Below are 16,434 nucleotides of genomic sequence, written 5' to 3' on the forward strand. Positions count from 1 at the left end.
CGAAGCGGAGTGCCGGCTGGCGCTCCGCTTTTTCATGCCATTCGTTCAGTGTGTCTTGACGGCTTCTGCCGGCGGCTCTTCAGCCGGGGCCTCCGCGACGACATCGGCGCTGCCGCCTTCGGCAGGAGGCGTGGTTTCGCCTTCGGTCGCCGGTGCTGCGCCATGGGCACCGCCGGCAGCCTTCTTTTCCTTGTCCTTGTCGCCCTTTTTCGTCGAGCCAACCGCAACCGGATCGACGCAATCCTCGGGGTCCTTGAAAGCAGCGCTGATCATGGCGATCTCGTCGGACGGCATGTCTATCCGCTCGCCGAAGAACAGCCCGTTTTCGCTGGCCTTGCCGTCATAATAGCGCGCCGTGTAGGGCTTGTCGTCCAGGCCGGGAACGGTCTTGTCGGGATGCGGGATATAGACGACATCGGCGCCGATCGCCCGGCCGCGAATGTCGGCGCGAATCGTCGGACCGTTCTCGTCGAGTACCACAACCTGCACCAGATCCGGCTTCTGCGCGGCATAGATGGCCTGGGCGACGCGAAGTGCGGTCGTGACGCGTGTCATCCCGTCGGTCGGTTCGGTCTTGATGTATTTCCGAACCCAGATGTGATCCTGCTTCTTGATCGTCACCAGGTTGACGTCGCTGCACTCGAGCCCGTAGGCGCCATCCGAGGAACCGATCAGCCTGTCCTTGCCGACATACACCGCCGCGCCGCCGGAAACGCCCGCCAGAAGAGCGACTCCGCCGATAATGATTGTCAATTTCCGGGAGGGCCGGAATATGCGCAGTAAGGCCTTCACGCCAACTGCTCCGCCATCTGAAACTCCAACGCAGGACTGGTGTTGAGAACGCTAATGAAATGACGTTTCCGAAAGTTTAAGTGGTCACTCCGAGCCTGTCCCCTTTCAGGAAAATACCAAAAAAGGTCCGATTTTTTCGGCCGCTTGCCACTGCGCATTCCGCCATGCTCTAAACGGCCATGGCCTTCACCCTTCGCCAGATCCAATATTTCGTCGCCGTCGCCGAACAGGGTTCGGTGACCCGGGCAGCGCAGAACCTTTCGATCTCGCAATCCTCGGTGACGGAAGCGCTGAAGGAGCTCGAAACCGACCTCGGCGTCGCGCTCTTCGAGCGCCATCCGCGCGGGCTGACGATCACTCATAACGGCCACCAGTTCCTGCGCCACGCCACGAAGATCCTCGCCTCCGTCTCCGATGCACGTACCAGCTTTTCCGGCCAGCAAAGCGCGCTTTCCGGCACGCTGAACATCGGCGTCACCTCGCTTGTCGCCGGCTACGTGCTATCCGACCTCCTGGCGCGATACCGGCGCGCCTGTCCAGGCATCGAAGTCAGCGCGATCGAAGACAATGGCGGCTATCTCGAACATCTCCTGGTCGGCGGCGAACTCGATGTCGCCGTCATGGTAATCTCCAACCTGCGCGACCGCATGGCGCTGCAGGCGGAAATCCTTGAAACCTCGCCCTATCGGCTCTGGCTGCCGATGGGCCATCCGCTGGTATCGGCCGACATCATCTCGGTCGCCGATATCGCCCGCGAACCGCTGATCATGCTGACGGTCGACGAAATCGAGGAGAATACCGGCAAGCTGCTTTCGGCACTCGGCGCCCGCCCGCATGTCGCCTTCCGTACCCGCTCGGTGGAAGCAGTGCGCAGCCTTGTTGCGACAGGCGCCGGTGTCGCGCTGCTCCCCGATCTCGTCTACCGCCCCTGGTCGCTGGAAGGCGACCGTATCGAGAGCCGCGACGTCTCCGGCTCGCTACCGGTCGTCCAGGTCGGGATGGTCTGGCGCAAGGGCTCCAGCCTGCCGCAGGCGGCGCGCGACTTCGTCGGTATTGCCGAAAGTTTGCGGTCCGGCCGCGTCCGCTGATATCGGAATTTCCGATATCGCCTTTCTGATAAATGAATTTGCGAAAGCGGCATTTTCGCGTCACCTTTTCACCAGGGAACGAACCGCCACAAAAGTGGCAGAAAAACTGGGAGACGGATGATGACGAATCTCTTGAAATCCTGCACGGCAGTGCTCGCCTGCCTGGGCTTCGCGACACAGGTTGTCGCCGCCGAACCGCTGAAGGCCCTCGGCAAGGGCGAAGGCGCGGTCAGCATTGTCGCCTGGGCCGGCTATATCGAACGCGGCGAAACCGACAAGAACTACGACTGGGTCACCGATTTCGAAAAGGAGACCGGCTGCAAGGTCTCCGTCAAGACCGCTGCCACTTCGGATGAAATGGTGTCGCTGATGAACGAAGGCGGCTTCGATCTCGTCACGGCATCGGGCGACGCCTCGCTCCGCCTTATCGCCGGCAAGCGCGTGCAGCCGATCAACACCGATCTGATCCCGGGCTTCAAGAATGTCGATGAGCGCCTGCAGAACGGGCCCTGGTATACGGTCGGCGGCGTGCATTACGGCGTCCCCTATCTCTGGGGACCGAACGTGTTGATGTACAATTCCGATACCTTCAAGGACAAGGCGCCGACCAGTTGGAATGTCGTCTTCGAGGAGCAGACCCTGCCGGACGGCAAATCGAACAAGGGCCGCGTCCAGGCCTATGACGGCGCGATCTACATCGCCGACGCGGCCATGTATCTGATGGCCCACAAACCGGATCTCGGCATCAAGGACCCCTACGAACTGACCGAGGACCAGTACAAGGCCGCACTCGACCTGCTGCGTGGCCAGCGCAAACTGGTCTCCCGCTATTGGCACGACGCGATGATCCAGATCGACGACTTCAAGAACGAAGGCGTCGTCGCCTCTGGCTCCTGGCCCTTCCAGGTGAACCTGCTGCAGGCCGACAAGCAGAAGATCGCCTCGACCTTCCCTGAGGAAGGCGTCACCGGCTGGGCAGATACGACTATGCTGCATGCCGACAGCGAACATCCGAACTGCGCCTATATGTGGATGGAGCATTCGCTGAAAGCCAAGGTACAGGGTGATGCCGCGGCCTGGTTCGGCGCCGTGCCCTCCGTTCCCGCCGCCTGCAAGGGCAACGAACTGATGGGCGATACCGGCTGCGCCACCAACGGCTTCGATCACTTCGACAAGATTAAGTTCTGGAAGACGCCGGTCGCCAAGTGCGCGACCCAGGGCGAGTGCGTGCCGTACCATCGCTGGGTGTCGGATTACATCGGCGTGATCGGCGGAAGGTGAGCCGATCCGCTCGTATGCGTAAGATCCCCTCCCCAACCCTTCCCCACAAGGGGGAGGGCTAAGAGTGGCACCGCCGAATCCTGCCGAAACACCAAGGTATTTGCAAAAGGTTACGGCAGGTTAAGCCCCTCCTCCTTGTGGGGAGGGGTTTGGGGCGGGGTTTTATTAGCTAAGACCAAAGCCCTCGCTGAAAATGCATGACCCGGAGTCTCCCATGACGTCAGCCGTCCGTTTCCAACAGGTATCGCGTCATTTCGGCCAGGTTCGCGCCGTCGACGGCGTCAACCTCGAAATCGCGCCAGGCGAATTCTTCGCCATGCTCGGCCCCTCCGGCTCGGGCAAGACGACCTGCCTGCGGTTGATAGCCGGCTTCGAGCAGCCGACCGCGGGCCATATCCAGATCTTCGGCGAGACGGCCGAGGGCATTCCGCCCTATCGCCGCAACGTCAACACCGTGTTCCAGGATTACGCGCTCTTCCCGCATCTCAATATCCTCGACAACGTTGCTTACGGGCTGATGGTCAAGGGGGTCGGCAAGGCGGAGCGGATCAAGGCCGCGGGCGATGCCCTCGAACTCGTCAAGTTGCCGGGCTATGGCGCTCGCCGCCCCGGCCAGCTCTCGGGCGGCCAGCGTCAGCGCGTCGCACTCGCCCGCGCGCTGGTCAACAAGCCGAAGGTGCTGCTGCTCGACGAGCCGCTCGGCGCGCTGGACCTGAAGCTGCGTGAACAGATGCAGGAGGAATTGAAGAGCCTGCAGCGCGCACTCGGCATTACCTTCGTCTTCGTCACGCATGATCAGGGTGAGGCGCTCTCCATGGCAGACCGCGTTGCGGTCTTCAATAACGGCAACATCGTCCAGCAGGGCACGCCCCAAGATATCTACAGCTGCCCAAAGACGCGCTTCGTTGCCGATTTCGTCGGCTCGTCGAACGTGATCGCGCCCGATCTGATGGCCTCGCTCGGCGGCGAGAAGCGCTGGGCGAGCCTGCGCCCCGAAGCGATCCGGCTGGCAAGCGATGGCGTCGAGGCGAAAGTCGAAAACGCAAGCTTCCTCGGCGCAGCCACACGCCTCAGCGTCGACATCAAGGGCAGCCGGTTGCATGTCATGCTGCCGGCCGGCACGGCCGTGCCCGTTGTCGGCGCCGGTATCCGGCTTGCCTGGCAGCCTGCCGATATCCATTACATGGACGACGCAGCATGACGGCGCTTATCATGTCAGGCGGCAAGACCTCGATCCTTCCTCGCCGCGGCGGCTTCTTCGGCGGGCTGTCGGATACGTTCTGGCGGCACCCGAAGCTCTTACTCCTCCTGATGCTGACGCCGCCGCTGCTCTGGCTCGGCATCATCTATATCGGCTCGCTGATCGCCTTGCTCTTGCAGAGCTTCTTCTCGATCGACGATTTCTCGGGTCTGGTGAACTACGAATTCACGCTCTCGACTTATGCTCAGCTGCTGAGCCCGACGAATTTCGACATCATCATCCGCACCGTCGTGATGGCCGCACTCGTCACCGTAGCCGCCGCCCTGATCGCCTTCCCGATCGCCTACTACGCGGCGCGTTATGCGCAGGGAAAATGGAAGGCGCTCTTCTATCTCGGCGTCATGCTGCCGCTCTGGTCGAGCTATCTCGTCAAGATCTACGCCTGGAAGCTGATCCTCGCCAAGGAAGGCATCCTCACCTGGATCTTCGAGAAGCTCCACCTTTCCTGGCTGCTCGACGGCATCCTGAACCTGCCCGTCGTCGGCGGCAATTCGCTGTCGGTCAGCTATCTCGGCACCTTCATCGTCTTCGTCTATATCTGGCTGCCCTATATGATCCTGCCAACACAGGCAGCGCTCGAGCGCGTGCCCGGCAACCTGATCGAGGCCTCGGCGGATCTCGGTGCTACGCCGCGCCAAACTTTCGGCACGGTGCTGCTGCCGCTCGCTCTCCCCGGCATCGTCGCCGGCTCGATCTTTACCTTCTCGCTGACATTGGGCGACTACATCATCCCGCAGATCATCGGCTCCTCCAGGCTCTTCATCGGCCAGGCCGTCTATGCCCAGCAGGGAACGGCCGGCAACGTGCCGCTGGCGGCCGCCTTCTCCGTCGTGCCGATCGTCATCATGGCGCTCTATCTCTCGCTCGCCAAACGCATGGGGGCCTTCGATGCGCTCTGATCTCAAGACATCGCCACTGCCCTTGAAGATCACCGCTGCCGGTGGGCTGCTCTTCCTGCACCTACCGATCGTGTTGATCTTCGTCTATGCCTTCACGACGGAGGAGAAGAGCTATCAATGGCCGCCGCCCGGCCTGACGCTGCAATGGTTCGCCATCGCCTGGAGCCGGCCGGATGTCTGGTCGGCGCTCGGCCTCTCCGTGCAGGTCGCCGTCATCGCCACGGCGATCGCGCTCATCCTCGGCACGCTCTGCGCGGCCGCCGTCAGCCAGACGAAGTTCTTCGGCCGCGAGGCGATCTCGCTGCTCGTCATCCTGCCGATCGCCCTTCCCGGCATCATCACCGGCATTGCGCTGCGCTCCGCCTTCAGCCTTTTCGATATCCCGTTTTCGGTCTGGACCATCGTGCTCGGCCACGCCACTTTCTGCGTGGTCGTCGTTTACAACAATGCGGTCGCCCGCTTCCGCCGCACCTCCGGCTCGCTGATCGAGGCCTCGATGGATCTTGGCGCCGACGGCTTCCAGACCTTCCGCCATATCATCCTGCCGAATATCGGCACTGCCCTGCTCGCCGGTGGCATGTTGGCGTTCGCCCTTTCCTTCGACGAAGTCATCGTCACCACCTTCACCGGCGGCCAGCAATCGACCCTGCCGATCTGGATGCTCGAAGAACTCATCCGCCCGCGCCAGCGCCCCGTGACCAATGTGGTGGCCATGGTCGTGGTGCTCGTCACCTTCCTGCCGATCCTGGCAGCCTACTACCTCACCCGCGACGGCGACCAGATCGCCGGCGCCGGCAAATAACAGGGAGAACATCATGGATACCCAAATGCTGATCGGTTCCCGTTTCGTGAAAGGCACGGAAACGGAAGAACACATCCTGAATCCGAGGACGGGCGAAACGGTGATCGACCTCCCCGAAGCCTCGCTCTCCCAGGTCGACGCCGCTGTCGATGCCGCCGAAAAAGCCTTTGCAAGCTGGTCGCAGACGACGCCGTCCGAGCGCTCCGGCTATCTCCTGAAGATCGCCGACGCCATCGAGAAGGATGACGCAGGTTTCGCCACGCTTGAGGCGCTGAACTGCGGCAAACCGATCAACTCGGTGCTGAACGACGAAATCCCGGCGATCGTCGATTGTTATCGCTTCTTCGCGGGCGCCGTGCGCAACCTGCACGGACCGGCCGCCGGTGAGTACCTGCCCGGCCATACCTCGATGATCCGCCGCGATCCGATCGGCATCGTCGGCTCGATCGCACCGTGGAACTATCCGCTGATGATGATGGCCTGGAAGCTGGCGCCGGCGATCGCCGGCGGCAATACCGTTGTCTTCAAACCCTCTGAGCAGACGCCGCTGACGGCGCTGAAGATGGCGAAACTGCTTTCCGAAATCCTGCCCGAGGGCGTCGTCAACGTCATCCTTGGTCGCGGTGAAAGCGTGGGCAACGCCCTGATCAACAATGCCAAGGTCAACATGATCTCGATCACCGGCGATATCGCGACCGGCAAGAAGGTGCTGCAGGCCGCCGCCAAGACGGTCAAACGCACCCATCTCGAGCTCGGCGGCAAAGCCCCGGTCATCGTCTTTGACGATGCCGATATCGACGCCGTCGTCGCCGGCATCCGCACCTTCGGCTATTACAATGCCGGCCAGGACTGCACGGCCGCCTGCCGCATCTATGCCGATGCAAAGGTCTACGACAATTTCGTCGCGGACCTCTCCTCGGCGGTCGCGAGCATCCGCTTCAACCAGGCCGACGATACCGCAAACGAGATCGGGCCGCTGATCTCCAGGCGCCAGCGCGACCGCGTCGAAAGCTTCGTCGCCCGCGCCTCCGAGCACAAACACATGGAGATCACCACCGGCGGCACCGTGTCCGGAGACAAGGGCTTCTTCTTCACCCCGACTGTCATAGCGGGCGCCCTGCAGGACGACGAGATCGTCCGCCGCGAGGTCTTCGGCCCAGTCGTCTCGGTCACTCGCTTCTCCGATGCCGATGACGCCATCGCCTGGGCAAACGACAGCGATTACGGCCTGGCCTCCTCCGTATGGACCAAGGATATCGGCCGCGGCATGAAGACCGCCGCCCGTCTGCAATATGGCTGCACCTGGATCAACACACATTTCATGCTGGTCAACGAGATGCCGCATGGCGGCCTTAAACAATCGGGCTACGGCAAGGACATGTCGGTCTATGCGCTGGAGGACTATACCGCCGTGCGCCACGTGATGATCAATCACGGCTGATCGGCGGGAAGGATCGCGACGCACTCGACATGGATCTCCCCGGTTCGCCGGGAGATCTCAGGTCACGGGGCCGCAAGGCGCCGGCAATTGTCCGCCGCCGCTCCCGATCAAGTCGTGCCCGACACAGATCATGCCGGCTTGGAAAAGAGCCGGAACAATTTGCCGTCTGCAGCGTCTTCTCAAGCAAACGCAAAGGATGCTGCCATGCTGAAATGGGCTCTGATATTTTTCGTGATTTCGATCGTCGCCGGCTTTTTCGGCTTCTCAGGTGTATCCGCCGCTACCGCGACGATCGCGCGCGTCCTCTTCGGCATCGCGCTGGTGATCTTCCTGATCTTCCTCGTCCTTGCGCTGCTGGCGGGGCAGGCGATCCTCTGACCAGGCGCCGGGCTTGTTGAAAACGGCGTAGCGTCGAAGTGAAGTTCGTTTGGTCGCGGTGTTACAACAGTGCCCTCAACCAGGCAGGCATTTCGCGTATTCGCCGTTTCAGCAGATTGTCGATCGATATCGATCCCGCACCCGAGGCGGCCAGGACGAACATGCCGCCCGCAATCGCCAGGTCCTTCTCGAAATGCAGGAGCTCGTTCTGGCTGGCAAAATTGGTGTGGAAGAGAAAGGCCGTTGCCAGACAAAATAGGCCGAGTGCCAGTGCGCCAAGCCGGCTGAGAAAACCCGCCGCAACGGAAAGGCCAGCGCCGATCTGAAGGACAATGACCGCAAGTGCCACCGGCGCTGACAGGCCGAGCGTAGCGAAAGTGTCGATGGTCGCCGCGATATCAGCTGCGAGCGTCGAACCTTCGTGCAGGAAGATCAGCGCCAGGAGAAGCCTCCCCACGAGAAGAGTGAGATCGGCCAGCCGGCTTGGAGCGTTTTCCATCATATCCTCCGTTTGCAGAGCAGGCAGTTCATCCGCCTGCCCTTGCGTTCATATGCCCGTCAGTTGCCGGCCTTGGCCGCAACGGCCTTTTGCAGGTCTTCCAGTTCCTCGCAACCATCAGGGCAAAGTTGCTTCAGCGATGCCACCTGCTCCTCGGCCTTCGCCATCTCGCCTGTTTCGACATAGAGTTCGCCGAGATATTCACGCGCTGCCTTGTGATCGGGCTGAAGCTCCAGCGCCTTGGTATAGTAGGTCAGCGACGTCCTGTAGTCGCCGGTCTTGCGCAGCGTATATCCCATCAGATTATAGACATCCGCCTGCTGATTGTCTTCGGCAAGGCCGCGAAGCTCCAGCAGAGCGCCGGCATAATTCTTGGCATCGATCTTGGCGCGTACCGACGTCAGGTCGGGAGCATCCGTCGATTGCATGTTGTCGACCGCAAAGGCCGGAAGCGCTGTCACCGCGGAAAAGCCGGCAATTATGGCGCAAAGCCAGACGAATCCGAGAATTGCATATTTCGTCATGGTAATCTCCTTTCGGCCTTTCAGGCCTGGATTGTCGGTGTGAAGCCATAGGCGCTTCCGTCCTTGACGAAAGTGCCCGAGCCGGGGAAGGGGAAGTGCGAGCCGCAGATCGCGATATTGTCGGCGATGATGCGATCGATCAGGCGCCGGCGCGTGTCGACAGCCATTGGCCCATCCTGGTCGTAGCTGCCTTGCCATTCGGGATGCGGCGCGAGCAGGGCTGGGACATACATGATGTCGGCCGAGACGAGCAGCTGCCTGCTGCCGGAGGTGACGAGATAGGTCGAATGCCCGGGCGTATGGCCAGGCGCCGCGAGAAGCTGCATGCCAGGGGCCACTTCCGTGCCATCGGCGACGAGCTTCCAGTTCTTCCATTTCGGAAAGACGTCGGCGATGCGCTTGCCGGCCGGCTTGCGGCCTTCGGCAAGCTTCTCGACCCGGCCAGGCTCCGTCCACCAGTTATATTCGACGGCGTTGACGATGAGTTCGGCGTTCGGGAAGACAGGATCGTTCGTTCCCTTTTCCATCAAGCCCCAGACGTGATCCGGGTGGAAATGCGAGAGCAAGATCGTGTCGATCTTCTTGTAGTCGATGCCGGCGGCTGCCATGTTCGCCGGGAGGTGCGTGGCATTCGCCTGCCACTGACCGACGCCCGAGCCAGCATCCATCATGATCAGGCGATCGCCGAGCTTCAGGACGACCACCGTCAGCGGGATCGGCATGAATTCGGTCGTCAATCCCGCCTTGGAAAGCGCCTCCTTGGTGTCCTCGATCGAGGCGTTCTTGATGAAAGTCGGGTCATGCGGTTTTTTCCAGATGCCGTCGTAGATCGCCGTGACCTCGACATCCCCGACCTTGTATTTGTAGTAGCCGACCATCGGCTCCAGCGGCGTTGCGGCGAGCGCCGGCATGACGAATTCGAGCTTCGACGACAGGCCGAATGCCGCCGCAGCAGCAGCCGAGCCCAGCACGGCGCGACGTGACATGGTAAACATGAATATGCCTCCTCTTGTTGACGGCATTTCCGGTGGCGAAGACGCAATTGCTCAGATGTCCTCGCTGACGAACTAGATCGCCGGCGGAGAGCGCTTATTCCCGACCCCGGGCACTTTTCCTTCAAGCAATTGAAACTGCTTCATCATTTCCATCGCACGTGACCGACGCCCCTCGGCGCGCAAATAAATTGGCGGCGACATGGAATAAAATCGCGCGCCAATCGGTCTAGACGGCAAGGGACCGCATTGCAGAACTGCGGGTCTCACGCCTAAATTCGGCTGCTCTTGAGGCAGGGAGGATCATGACAAACGCTCAGATCGCCTATCCCATCGAATCGAACGGCTGGTCGCTGCCGGCCCGGCAGAGGTCGCAGGTTCGCATTCGACCCTCGCTGCTGGCTGCGCTTCTCGGCAACGCCGTACGGCTGTTCCACCTTGTGTTCTCGGAAAAAACAAACGGCGATCGCGTCGCTCGAGCAGCCGATGCGACTGCGCAGCACGAGCTCCTACAGCGCTTTCAGCACATGATCGTTCCGCATCTTGACGCCGCCTACAATTTTGCCCGGTTCCTCAGCCGCGACGCCGATGCCGCGCAGGACATTGTTCAGGAAGCGTTCCTTCGCGCCTACCGCAATTTCGAAACTTATCGTGGTGGCGACCCGCGCGCCTGGCTCTTTGCCATCGTCAGGAATTGCTGCCATGCCTGGCGTCAGCAGGATCGGCGCAAAGCGCGTTTCGAGCGGCATCTCGGCAACAACGGCGATGCCGATCTCGACGACGGCGAAGGGTACCAGGTCGCCTCGGAGGAGGATTCACCGGAGACGGCGACGATCCGGCGAAGCGAGCAGCAGCGCGTGCGCGCTGTTATCAGCCGACTTCCGGAGACAATGCGGGAAATCCTCGTCTTGCGCGAACTTGAGGATCTCTCCTATCGGCAGATCGCCGAAATCATCGACACGCCGATAGGCACCGTCATGTCGCGGCTTGCCAGGGCGCGGCGTGAATTCGGTGAAGCCTGGGATGCATGCAGCAAAAGCGAGACGGCGGGATGAGCGAAGCTCAACAGAAAGGCTGCCCCGAATGGCGCATCATGCTGCACGGCTTTGTCGATGGCGAACTCGATTCCGTCCAAGCGGCGCAATTCGAGGATCATCTTGCCACCTGTGCGAATTGCAGGACTGAGATGGAAGGGGTCCGTACGGTGAGGGAGATCATCGATCAGGATGACGTCAAGTGGCGACCACCGGAGGCGCTGCGTTCGCAAGTCTTGTCAATGCTGTCTTTCGAACAGCTGGCAACGGCATCCAGCCTGCCGCGCCAGGCGCCTGTCTGGCGCCGTGCCCTGGATTTCATAAGGCAATGGAGCTTCGTGCCTTCGCTTGCGGTTCTGGCAACAGGCGCCTTCCTTTTCGCCAACGCACCGTCGCAGACCCTGCTTTTGCAGAACCAGATCATGGCAAGCCATGTCAGGTCGATGATGGCCGACCATCTCACCGACGTGCTGACCTCCGATCAGCATACGGTAAAGCCCTGGTTCAACGGCAAGATCGATTTTTCCCCGCCGGTGAGCGATCTCTCCAAGGAAGGCTTTCCGCTGGTCGGCGGACGTGTCGACTATATCGGTGGTCGGGCCGTCGCGGCCCTGGTCTACCGGCGCCACGGTCACGTCATCAACCTGTTCATCTGGCCCGCGGCATCGGCAGCGCGGGCGACAGCAGTGCATGACGGCTACAACATGACGCAGTGGTCTGATGGCGGGCTCGTATTCTGGGCGATTTCCGATGTCGCACCGGGCGACCTGGCCGAGTTCGCGTCGCTTTTCAGAGCGGCGGCGAGAGCATGATGATCTAAAGCAGGCTCGCCCCGACGTTGATTGCAAGTGCCAGGATCGTCGTGTTGAACAGGAACGAGAGCACGGCATGCAGCAGCGTCAACTTGCGCATGCTGGTCGAGCTGACCGCGACATCCGCCGTCTGCGCTGCAACGCCGATCGTGAAGGAGTAGTAGAGGAAATCCCAATAGCCGGGCTCCGTGATCCCGTCGGGAAATTTGAGCCCACCCTCCTCGTCTGCCCCGCCATAGAAATAATGGGCATAGTGGATGGTGAAGAGCGTGTGCAGGAAGATCCAGGAGATCAGGATCGTCAGAATCGCCGCACCTGCCCGCGCCAGCGCGACATCGGGTGTTGCCTCCTTGATCGAATGAAGCTCGAGGCCGATGCCGGCGATGCTGGCAAGGGCGGCGCCGATCGAAAGAGCCAGCAGAACCGTATCGGAGAAATCGAGATCCGCGGAGCGTTTCCGAATACCCTCAACCGTCGCCCGCAGCATCTTGCGCCAGCTCAGCGCGACAAAAACGCCGGCGCTGACATTCCAGCCTAACAAGATATTGCCGGCGCTGACTTCGCGCGAGGTCAGAAGCAAAAAGACCACCAGTCCGCCAAGAACGGCGATGATGAAGCTCGCATGCTTGTAGGCAAATGCCGCAACCGAATTTGCCCATTCCCTCTCCGCCATATCGGTCTCCGACAGCATATGCCCTTGATAACAGCACGAAAAAGGCGCGCCTGCCAGCCGGCAGCCGCGCCTCCGATTGTTTGCGCTACCTTATCAAGCGGCAGCGAGCTGCAGTTCCTTCTGCACCATGGTGCGCAGCGTTCCCAGATCCTTGGCGAAGGCGCGAATGCCCTCGGCGAGTTTTTCCGTCGCCATCGCGTCCTCGTTCATCATCCAGCGGAAGGTCTTTTCGTCGACCGAGACCTTCGCATCCGGCTTGCGGCTCTCCGGCGAGAGCTTGCGCTCCAGCTTGCCCTCGTCCTTTGCGAGTTCGTCGAGCAGCGCCGGGCTGATGGTCAGGCGGTCGCAACCGGCAAGAGCTTCGATTTCGCCGGCGTTGCGGAAGGAGGCGCCCATGACGATCGTCTTGATGTCGTTCGTCTTGTAATAATTGTAGATGTCACGGACGGAGATGACGCCCGGATCTTCCTCAGCGGTGTAGTCGTTACCGGTCGACTTCTTGTACCAGTCGAGGATGCGGCCGACGAAGGGCGAGATCAGGAACACCTTGGCGTCGGCGCAGGCAATCGCCTGAGCCTTGCTGAAGAGAAGCGTCAGGTTGCAGTCGATGCCTTCCTTCTGCAGCACTTCCGCGGCGCGGATGCCTTCCCAGGTGGAAGCGAGCTTGATGAGAATGCGGTCCCGTTCGATGCCGCGATCCTTGTAGGCCGCGATGATCGCACGCGCCTTGGCAAGGGAAGCCTCGGTATCGAAGGAAAGATCGGCGTCGACCTCGGTCGAGACGCGACCCGGGACGAGCTTTACAAGGGCTGCGCCGACGGAGATGGCGAGGCGATCGGCGACAGCGGAGGAAACGGCTTCGGGATTGCCACCCTGCTTCTTGCCCCAGGCGACGGCTTCCTTGATGGCGTCGGCGAACATCGGCGTGCCGAGCGCCTTGAGCACGATGCTCGGGTTCGTCGTGCAATCCACCGGTTTCAGACGGGCGACGGCTTCGATGTCGCCGGTGTCGGCGACGACCGTGGTAATCTCGCGGAGTTGGTCAAGCTTGGATGTCATGGTCAATAATCCTTGTTGAATTTGGGATGCGGACCGGCGCGTTCCGCCCGGCAAAAAGGTGAGCTAGGGACCGATGCTTTGCATGCTGCAGGTAAAGATACGCGCATCCGTCACGGATGATTCATAAACGTGGAGGACAGTGGCCGTGTTCCCGCGAACGAACGGCTGCCCGAACGCAAGCGGCGCCGCCTGCGGCTCGAAGGCCGGTCGTGACTTTCGGCATGCCCGCACTATGTCCTCCTCGGACGGACAAGAACGACTTGTGTCGGGAGGACTATCGCCATCCCGCCACGGAAAAGTCAAGGACATTTGTGCATTTCAATTGACATAAGTGCCAGACTCGTCATTATCCCGGCAACAAGCGCGTCGTTGCGCTCCTTCATCCCTGTGAAGGATTGAGGGCGGGAATCGTGCGGGAGGAGATGTGGTCAAGCTCAAACGCGGCACGCATACGGCCTATACCGAGGCATCCTCGCTGCGGTTGAGGGCGGCGTGGCTCTATTATAACGAAGGCCTGACCCAGAAGGACGTTGCCGAACAGCTCGGCATTAGCCGCACCACCGTCATCCGCCTGCTCGACGAGGCGATGAAACGCAGCGAAGTGCAGATCTGGATCAACGATTCGATCGGCGACTGCGTCGAACTTTCGGTCAAGCTCGAGCGTGCTTACGGCCTCGACGAGGCGATCGTCGTGCCGGCGCCGACCACGTGCGACGTCGATTCGTTGGCAAAGAATGTCGGCCTGGCGCTGGGGCAGTTCCTCTCGGAAGCCATTCCGGACGATTACACGATCGGCGTCGGCTGGGGCCGCACCATGACGGCCTCGCTTGCAAGCTTCCGCCCGCCGCGACGTGACAATTGCAAGATCGTTTCGCTGCTTGGCGGCATCGTCGCTGTCCATCAGACGAACCCGATCGACTATACATGGCGGCTGGCAAACCAGCTCGGCGCCGAATGTTACATGTTCCTGGCGCCGCTACTCGTCGATTCCATCGAGACCAAACGCAATCTGATCGAAAAATGCGGGCTGGACACGATTTACCGTCTCGCCGAGAACCTCGATCTCGCGATCGTCAGCTGCGGCGATATCGGCCCGCATTCGACTTCGCTGTCGGAGGGCTGGATATCGAAGGCCGAGCTGCAGGAACTGGTCGATGCCGGCTGCGTCTGCGACACCATGTTCAACTTCCTCGACAAGGACGGCAATTCGGTCGATCACTCGATCAATCGGCGCGTCATGTCGGTCGATCTCGACATGTTGAAGGAGGCAAGGCACATCGTGCTTTCCTCCGGCGGCGCCCACCGCGCCATCGCTATCCGCGCCACGATCAAACGCATCGGCTGCAACACGCTGATCACGGATGAAAGCGCGGCACGGGCGTTGCTGGAACTGGCAGAACAGACTTGATCCAATCTCGCTGAACGGAACCACCGCCGCTCAGGCGTGGCCCGACTCCCAGCCGAGCATCGCCCGCTTGCGGGTCAGGCCCCAATGGTATCCCGTCAATGCTCCATTCTTGCCGAGCGCGCGATGGCAGGGCACGACGAAGGAGATCGGGTTGGCACCGACGGCGGCACCGACAGCACGCATCGCTGTGGGACGGCCGATATCCCTGGCGATATCGCTATAGGTCACCGCCTTGCCGAAGGGGATCTTCAAGAGGCTCTGCCAGACGCTGACCTGGAAATCCGTACCGATCAGAACGACGCGCAACGGCTGGTCCGACGTCCAACGACCCGGCTGGAAGATGCGCTCCGCATAGGGCACCGTCGCCTGCCGGTCCTCGATGTATTCCGCATGCGGCCAGCGGCAGCTCATGTCCTCGAGGCAGGCCTTCTCATCGCCGGCATCGCTGAAGGCAAGGCCTGCAAGGCCGCGATCCGTGACCATGACGAGCGCCGCTCCGAAGGGGCAGGTGTGAAACCCGTAGCGGATCGTCAATCCGCCGCCCTTGGCCTTCCATTCCCCCGGAGACATCGCCTCATGCGTCACGAACAGGTCGTGCAGGCGGCTCGGGCCGGAAAGACCGACCTCGATGGAGGTTTCGAGCAACGGCATCTCTTCCTTGCGCAGCAGCCGCTTTGCATGGTCAAGCGTGACGGCCTGCAGGAATGCCTTCGGCGAAAGGCCGGCCCAGCGGGTAAAGGTCTTCTGAAGCTGCGTCGGCGATTGGTTCAGCCGCGCCGCGATCGCTTCCAGCGAGGGCTGGTCGCGATATTCTTCGCTGATGAGTTCGATGACCTGGCGGACGGTATCGTAGTCCGGACCTTCAGGGGTGATATCTGTGTCGAGCTTCGCGATCATATTCATCGTTTTTCTCCTTTAGACAGGAGATAATCAAGGGCAGTCCGCCAAACCACCCGATTCTTGCGGAATGCGTCAGATACGCTGCTTGACCGTGGCAAGCGCTCCCTTGAAGGCCTTGGCGAAACTTTCGCGATCGTCAGGATTGAGAAAGGAGCCGATATCGGTGCGCCGGCCCTGGCCGAAAATATGCATGGAGAGAATGCCGATCTCCTGATGCCGGCGCACGAGGAAACGGGTCCAGAACGGATTGAAATGATGCTCCACCATCCGTCCCGACGGCGCAAACTTGCGCACAGAAACATCGGTACGCGACACGGTAACTTCTTCGCGCGCCCTTCCGGAGCGGTAGTTCAGCCAAAAGGCGCCGTAAAGCAGCGCGAAATCCAGCCCGAAGAAGAAGCCGATCGGCCAGGCACCGGTGGCGATAAAGAACATGCCATAGAGAAAGCAGATAGCGCCGGAGACGGCTAGCATCACCTTGAATCCCTTGCGTCCGAGCGAACGGTGGGGGAAAAGCTCGGCTGCGAAAACAGGCTGCTCGTTGAAGCTGTCGGCGTTGCTTTCCATCATGGCCGTTGAGTATAGATTCTC

The 16,434-nt window shown here is 61.2% G+C and carries 18 protein-coding genes; 10 read left to right on the forward strand and 8 right to left on the reverse strand.

From position 1 onward, the window contains the following. Positions 1 to 45 precede the first annotated feature (45 nt). Positions 46 to 792, reverse strand: a complete 747-nt coding sequence (locus tag NE852_RS19310) for a hypothetical protein (protein WP_008533396.1) — start codon at positions 790 to 792, stop codon at positions 46 to 48. Between the two features lie 179 nt (positions 793 to 971). Here NE852_RS19310 and NE852_RS19315 point away from each other — a divergent pair, with 179 nt between their 5' ends. The 7 genes from NE852_RS19315 (at position 972) to NE852_RS19345 (ending at position 7,942) form a co-directional block, all read left to right on the forward strand. After that, entirely contained in the window at positions 972 to 1,880 is a 909-nt protein-coding gene (locus tag NE852_RS19315; protein WP_008533397.1) for a LysR family transcriptional regulator, read from the forward strand. Between the two features lie 120 nt (positions 1,881 to 2,000). Next, a complete protein-coding gene (locus NE852_RS19320) occupies positions 2,001 to 3,161 on the forward strand; it encodes an ABC transporter substrate-binding protein (protein WP_008533398.1) in 1,161 nt (386 codons plus the stop codon). 214 nt (positions 3,162 to 3,375) lie between these two features. Continuing rightward, entirely contained in the window at positions 3,376 to 4,362 is a 987-nt protein-coding gene (locus NE852_RS19325) for an ABC transporter ATP-binding protein (protein ID WP_258155954.1), read from the forward strand. Then, positions 4,359 to 5,321, forward strand: a complete 963-nt coding sequence (locus NE852_RS19330) for an ABC transporter permease (protein WP_008533403.1) — start codon at positions 4,359 to 4,361, stop codon at positions 5,319 to 5,321. Before NE852_RS19325 ends, NE852_RS19330 begins: the two co-directional genes overlap by 4 nt. Then, positions 5,311 to 6,123, forward strand: coding sequence for an ABC transporter permease (locus NE852_RS19335; protein WP_008533404.1), 813 nt, complete (start codon positions 5,311 to 5,313; stop codon positions 6,121 to 6,123). The genes NE852_RS19330 and NE852_RS19335 overlap by 11 nt, the downstream gene beginning before the upstream one ends. Positions 6,124 to 6,136: 13 nt before the next feature. Continuing rightward, complete coding sequence (locus NE852_RS19340) at positions 6,137 to 7,564, forward strand: gamma-aminobutyraldehyde dehydrogenase (protein ID WP_008533405.1); 1,428 nt, start codon at positions 6,137 to 6,139, stop codon at positions 7,562 to 7,564. A gap of 204 nt (positions 7,565 to 7,768) precedes the next feature. Next, positions 7,769 to 7,942 carry a DUF1328 domain-containing protein gene (locus NE852_RS19345; RefSeq protein WP_008533406.1) on the forward strand — a complete coding sequence of 58 codons (174 nt, stop codon included), beginning with the start codon at positions 7,769 to 7,771 and terminating at the stop codon, positions 7,940 to 7,942. A 61-nt stretch (positions 7,943 to 8,003) separates the two neighbouring features. Here the strand turns inward: NE852_RS19345 and NE852_RS19350 are convergent, their stop codons facing one another. The 3 genes from NE852_RS19350 to NE852_RS19360 are packed head-to-tail and all read right to left on the reverse strand — an operon-like array spanning position 8,004 to position 9,960. Then, on the reverse strand, positions 8,004 to 8,444 hold the full coding sequence (locus NE852_RS19350) for a DoxX family protein (RefSeq protein ID WP_008533407.1): 441 nt from the start codon (positions 8,442 to 8,444) through the stop codon (positions 8,004 to 8,006). 56 nt (positions 8,445 to 8,500) lie between these two features. Continuing rightward, positions 8,501 to 8,965 (reverse strand): tetratricopeptide repeat protein, encoded by a 465-nt coding sequence (locus tag NE852_RS19355; protein ID WP_008533408.1) that lies wholly within the window; start codon positions 8,963 to 8,965, stop codon positions 8,501 to 8,503. Positions 8,966 to 8,985: 20 nt separating this feature from the next. Beyond that, complete coding sequence (locus NE852_RS19360) at positions 8,986 to 9,960, reverse strand: MBL fold metallo-hydrolase (protein WP_008533410.1); 975 nt, start codon at positions 9,958 to 9,960, stop codon at positions 8,986 to 8,988. A gap of 299 nt (positions 9,961 to 10,259) precedes the next feature. Here NE852_RS19360 and NE852_RS19365 point away from each other — a divergent pair, with 299 nt between their 5' ends. Both NE852_RS19365 and NE852_RS19370 read left to right on the forward strand, forming a co-directional pair. After that, positions 10,260 to 11,012 (forward strand): sigma-70 family RNA polymerase sigma factor, encoded by a 753-nt coding sequence (locus NE852_RS19365; protein WP_205621982.1) that lies wholly within the window; start codon positions 10,260 to 10,262, stop codon positions 11,010 to 11,012. Then, entirely contained in the window at positions 11,009 to 11,803 is a 795-nt protein-coding gene (locus NE852_RS19370) for an anti-sigma factor (RefSeq protein ID WP_008533412.1), read from the forward strand. The genes NE852_RS19365 and NE852_RS19370 overlap by 4 nt, the downstream gene beginning before the upstream one ends. A gap of 4 nt (positions 11,804 to 11,807) precedes the next feature. On the opposite strand, the gene NE852_RS19375 is transcribed toward NE852_RS19370, so the two are convergent. Together NE852_RS19375 and tal are read right to left on the reverse strand one after the other, a co-directional pair. Then, entirely contained in the window at positions 11,808 to 12,476 is a 669-nt protein-coding gene (locus NE852_RS19375) for a DUF1345 domain-containing protein (protein WP_008533413.1), read from the reverse strand. A gap of 93 nt (positions 12,477 to 12,569) precedes the next feature. After that, on the reverse strand, positions 12,570 to 13,535 hold the full coding sequence (gene tal / locus NE852_RS19380) for a transaldolase (protein WP_008533414.1): 966 nt from the start codon (positions 13,533 to 13,535) through the stop codon (positions 12,570 to 12,572). A gap of 424 nt (positions 13,536 to 13,959) precedes the next feature. On the opposite strand from tal, the gene NE852_RS19385 reads away from it, so the two are divergent. Continuing rightward, on the forward strand, positions 13,960 to 14,943 hold the full coding sequence (locus NE852_RS19385) for a sugar-binding transcriptional regulator (protein WP_008533415.1): 984 nt from the start codon (positions 13,960 to 13,962) through the stop codon (positions 14,941 to 14,943). A 30-nt stretch (positions 14,944 to 14,973) separates the two neighbouring features. Here the strand turns inward: NE852_RS19385 and NE852_RS19390 are convergent, their stop codons facing one another. Both NE852_RS19390 and NE852_RS19395 read right to left on the reverse strand, forming a co-directional pair. Continuing rightward, positions 14,974 to 15,846, reverse strand: coding sequence for a bifunctional helix-turn-helix domain-containing protein/methylated-DNA--[protein]-cysteine S-methyltransferase (locus NE852_RS19390; RefSeq protein ID WP_258155955.1), 873 nt, complete (start codon positions 15,844 to 15,846; stop codon positions 14,974 to 14,976). A 69-nt stretch (positions 15,847 to 15,915) separates the two neighbouring features. Then, positions 15,916 to 16,413: a DUF2244 domain-containing protein gene (locus tag NE852_RS19395; protein ID WP_008533416.1), complete on the reverse strand. Its 498-nt coding sequence runs from the start codon at positions 16,411 to 16,413 to the stop codon at positions 15,916 to 15,918. Positions 16,414 to 16,434 lie beyond the last annotated feature (21 nt).

Source organism: Rhizobium sp. Pop5 (assembly GCF_024721175.1).
Lineage (GTDB): Bacteria > Pseudomonadota > Alphaproteobacteria > Rhizobiales > Rhizobiaceae > Rhizobium.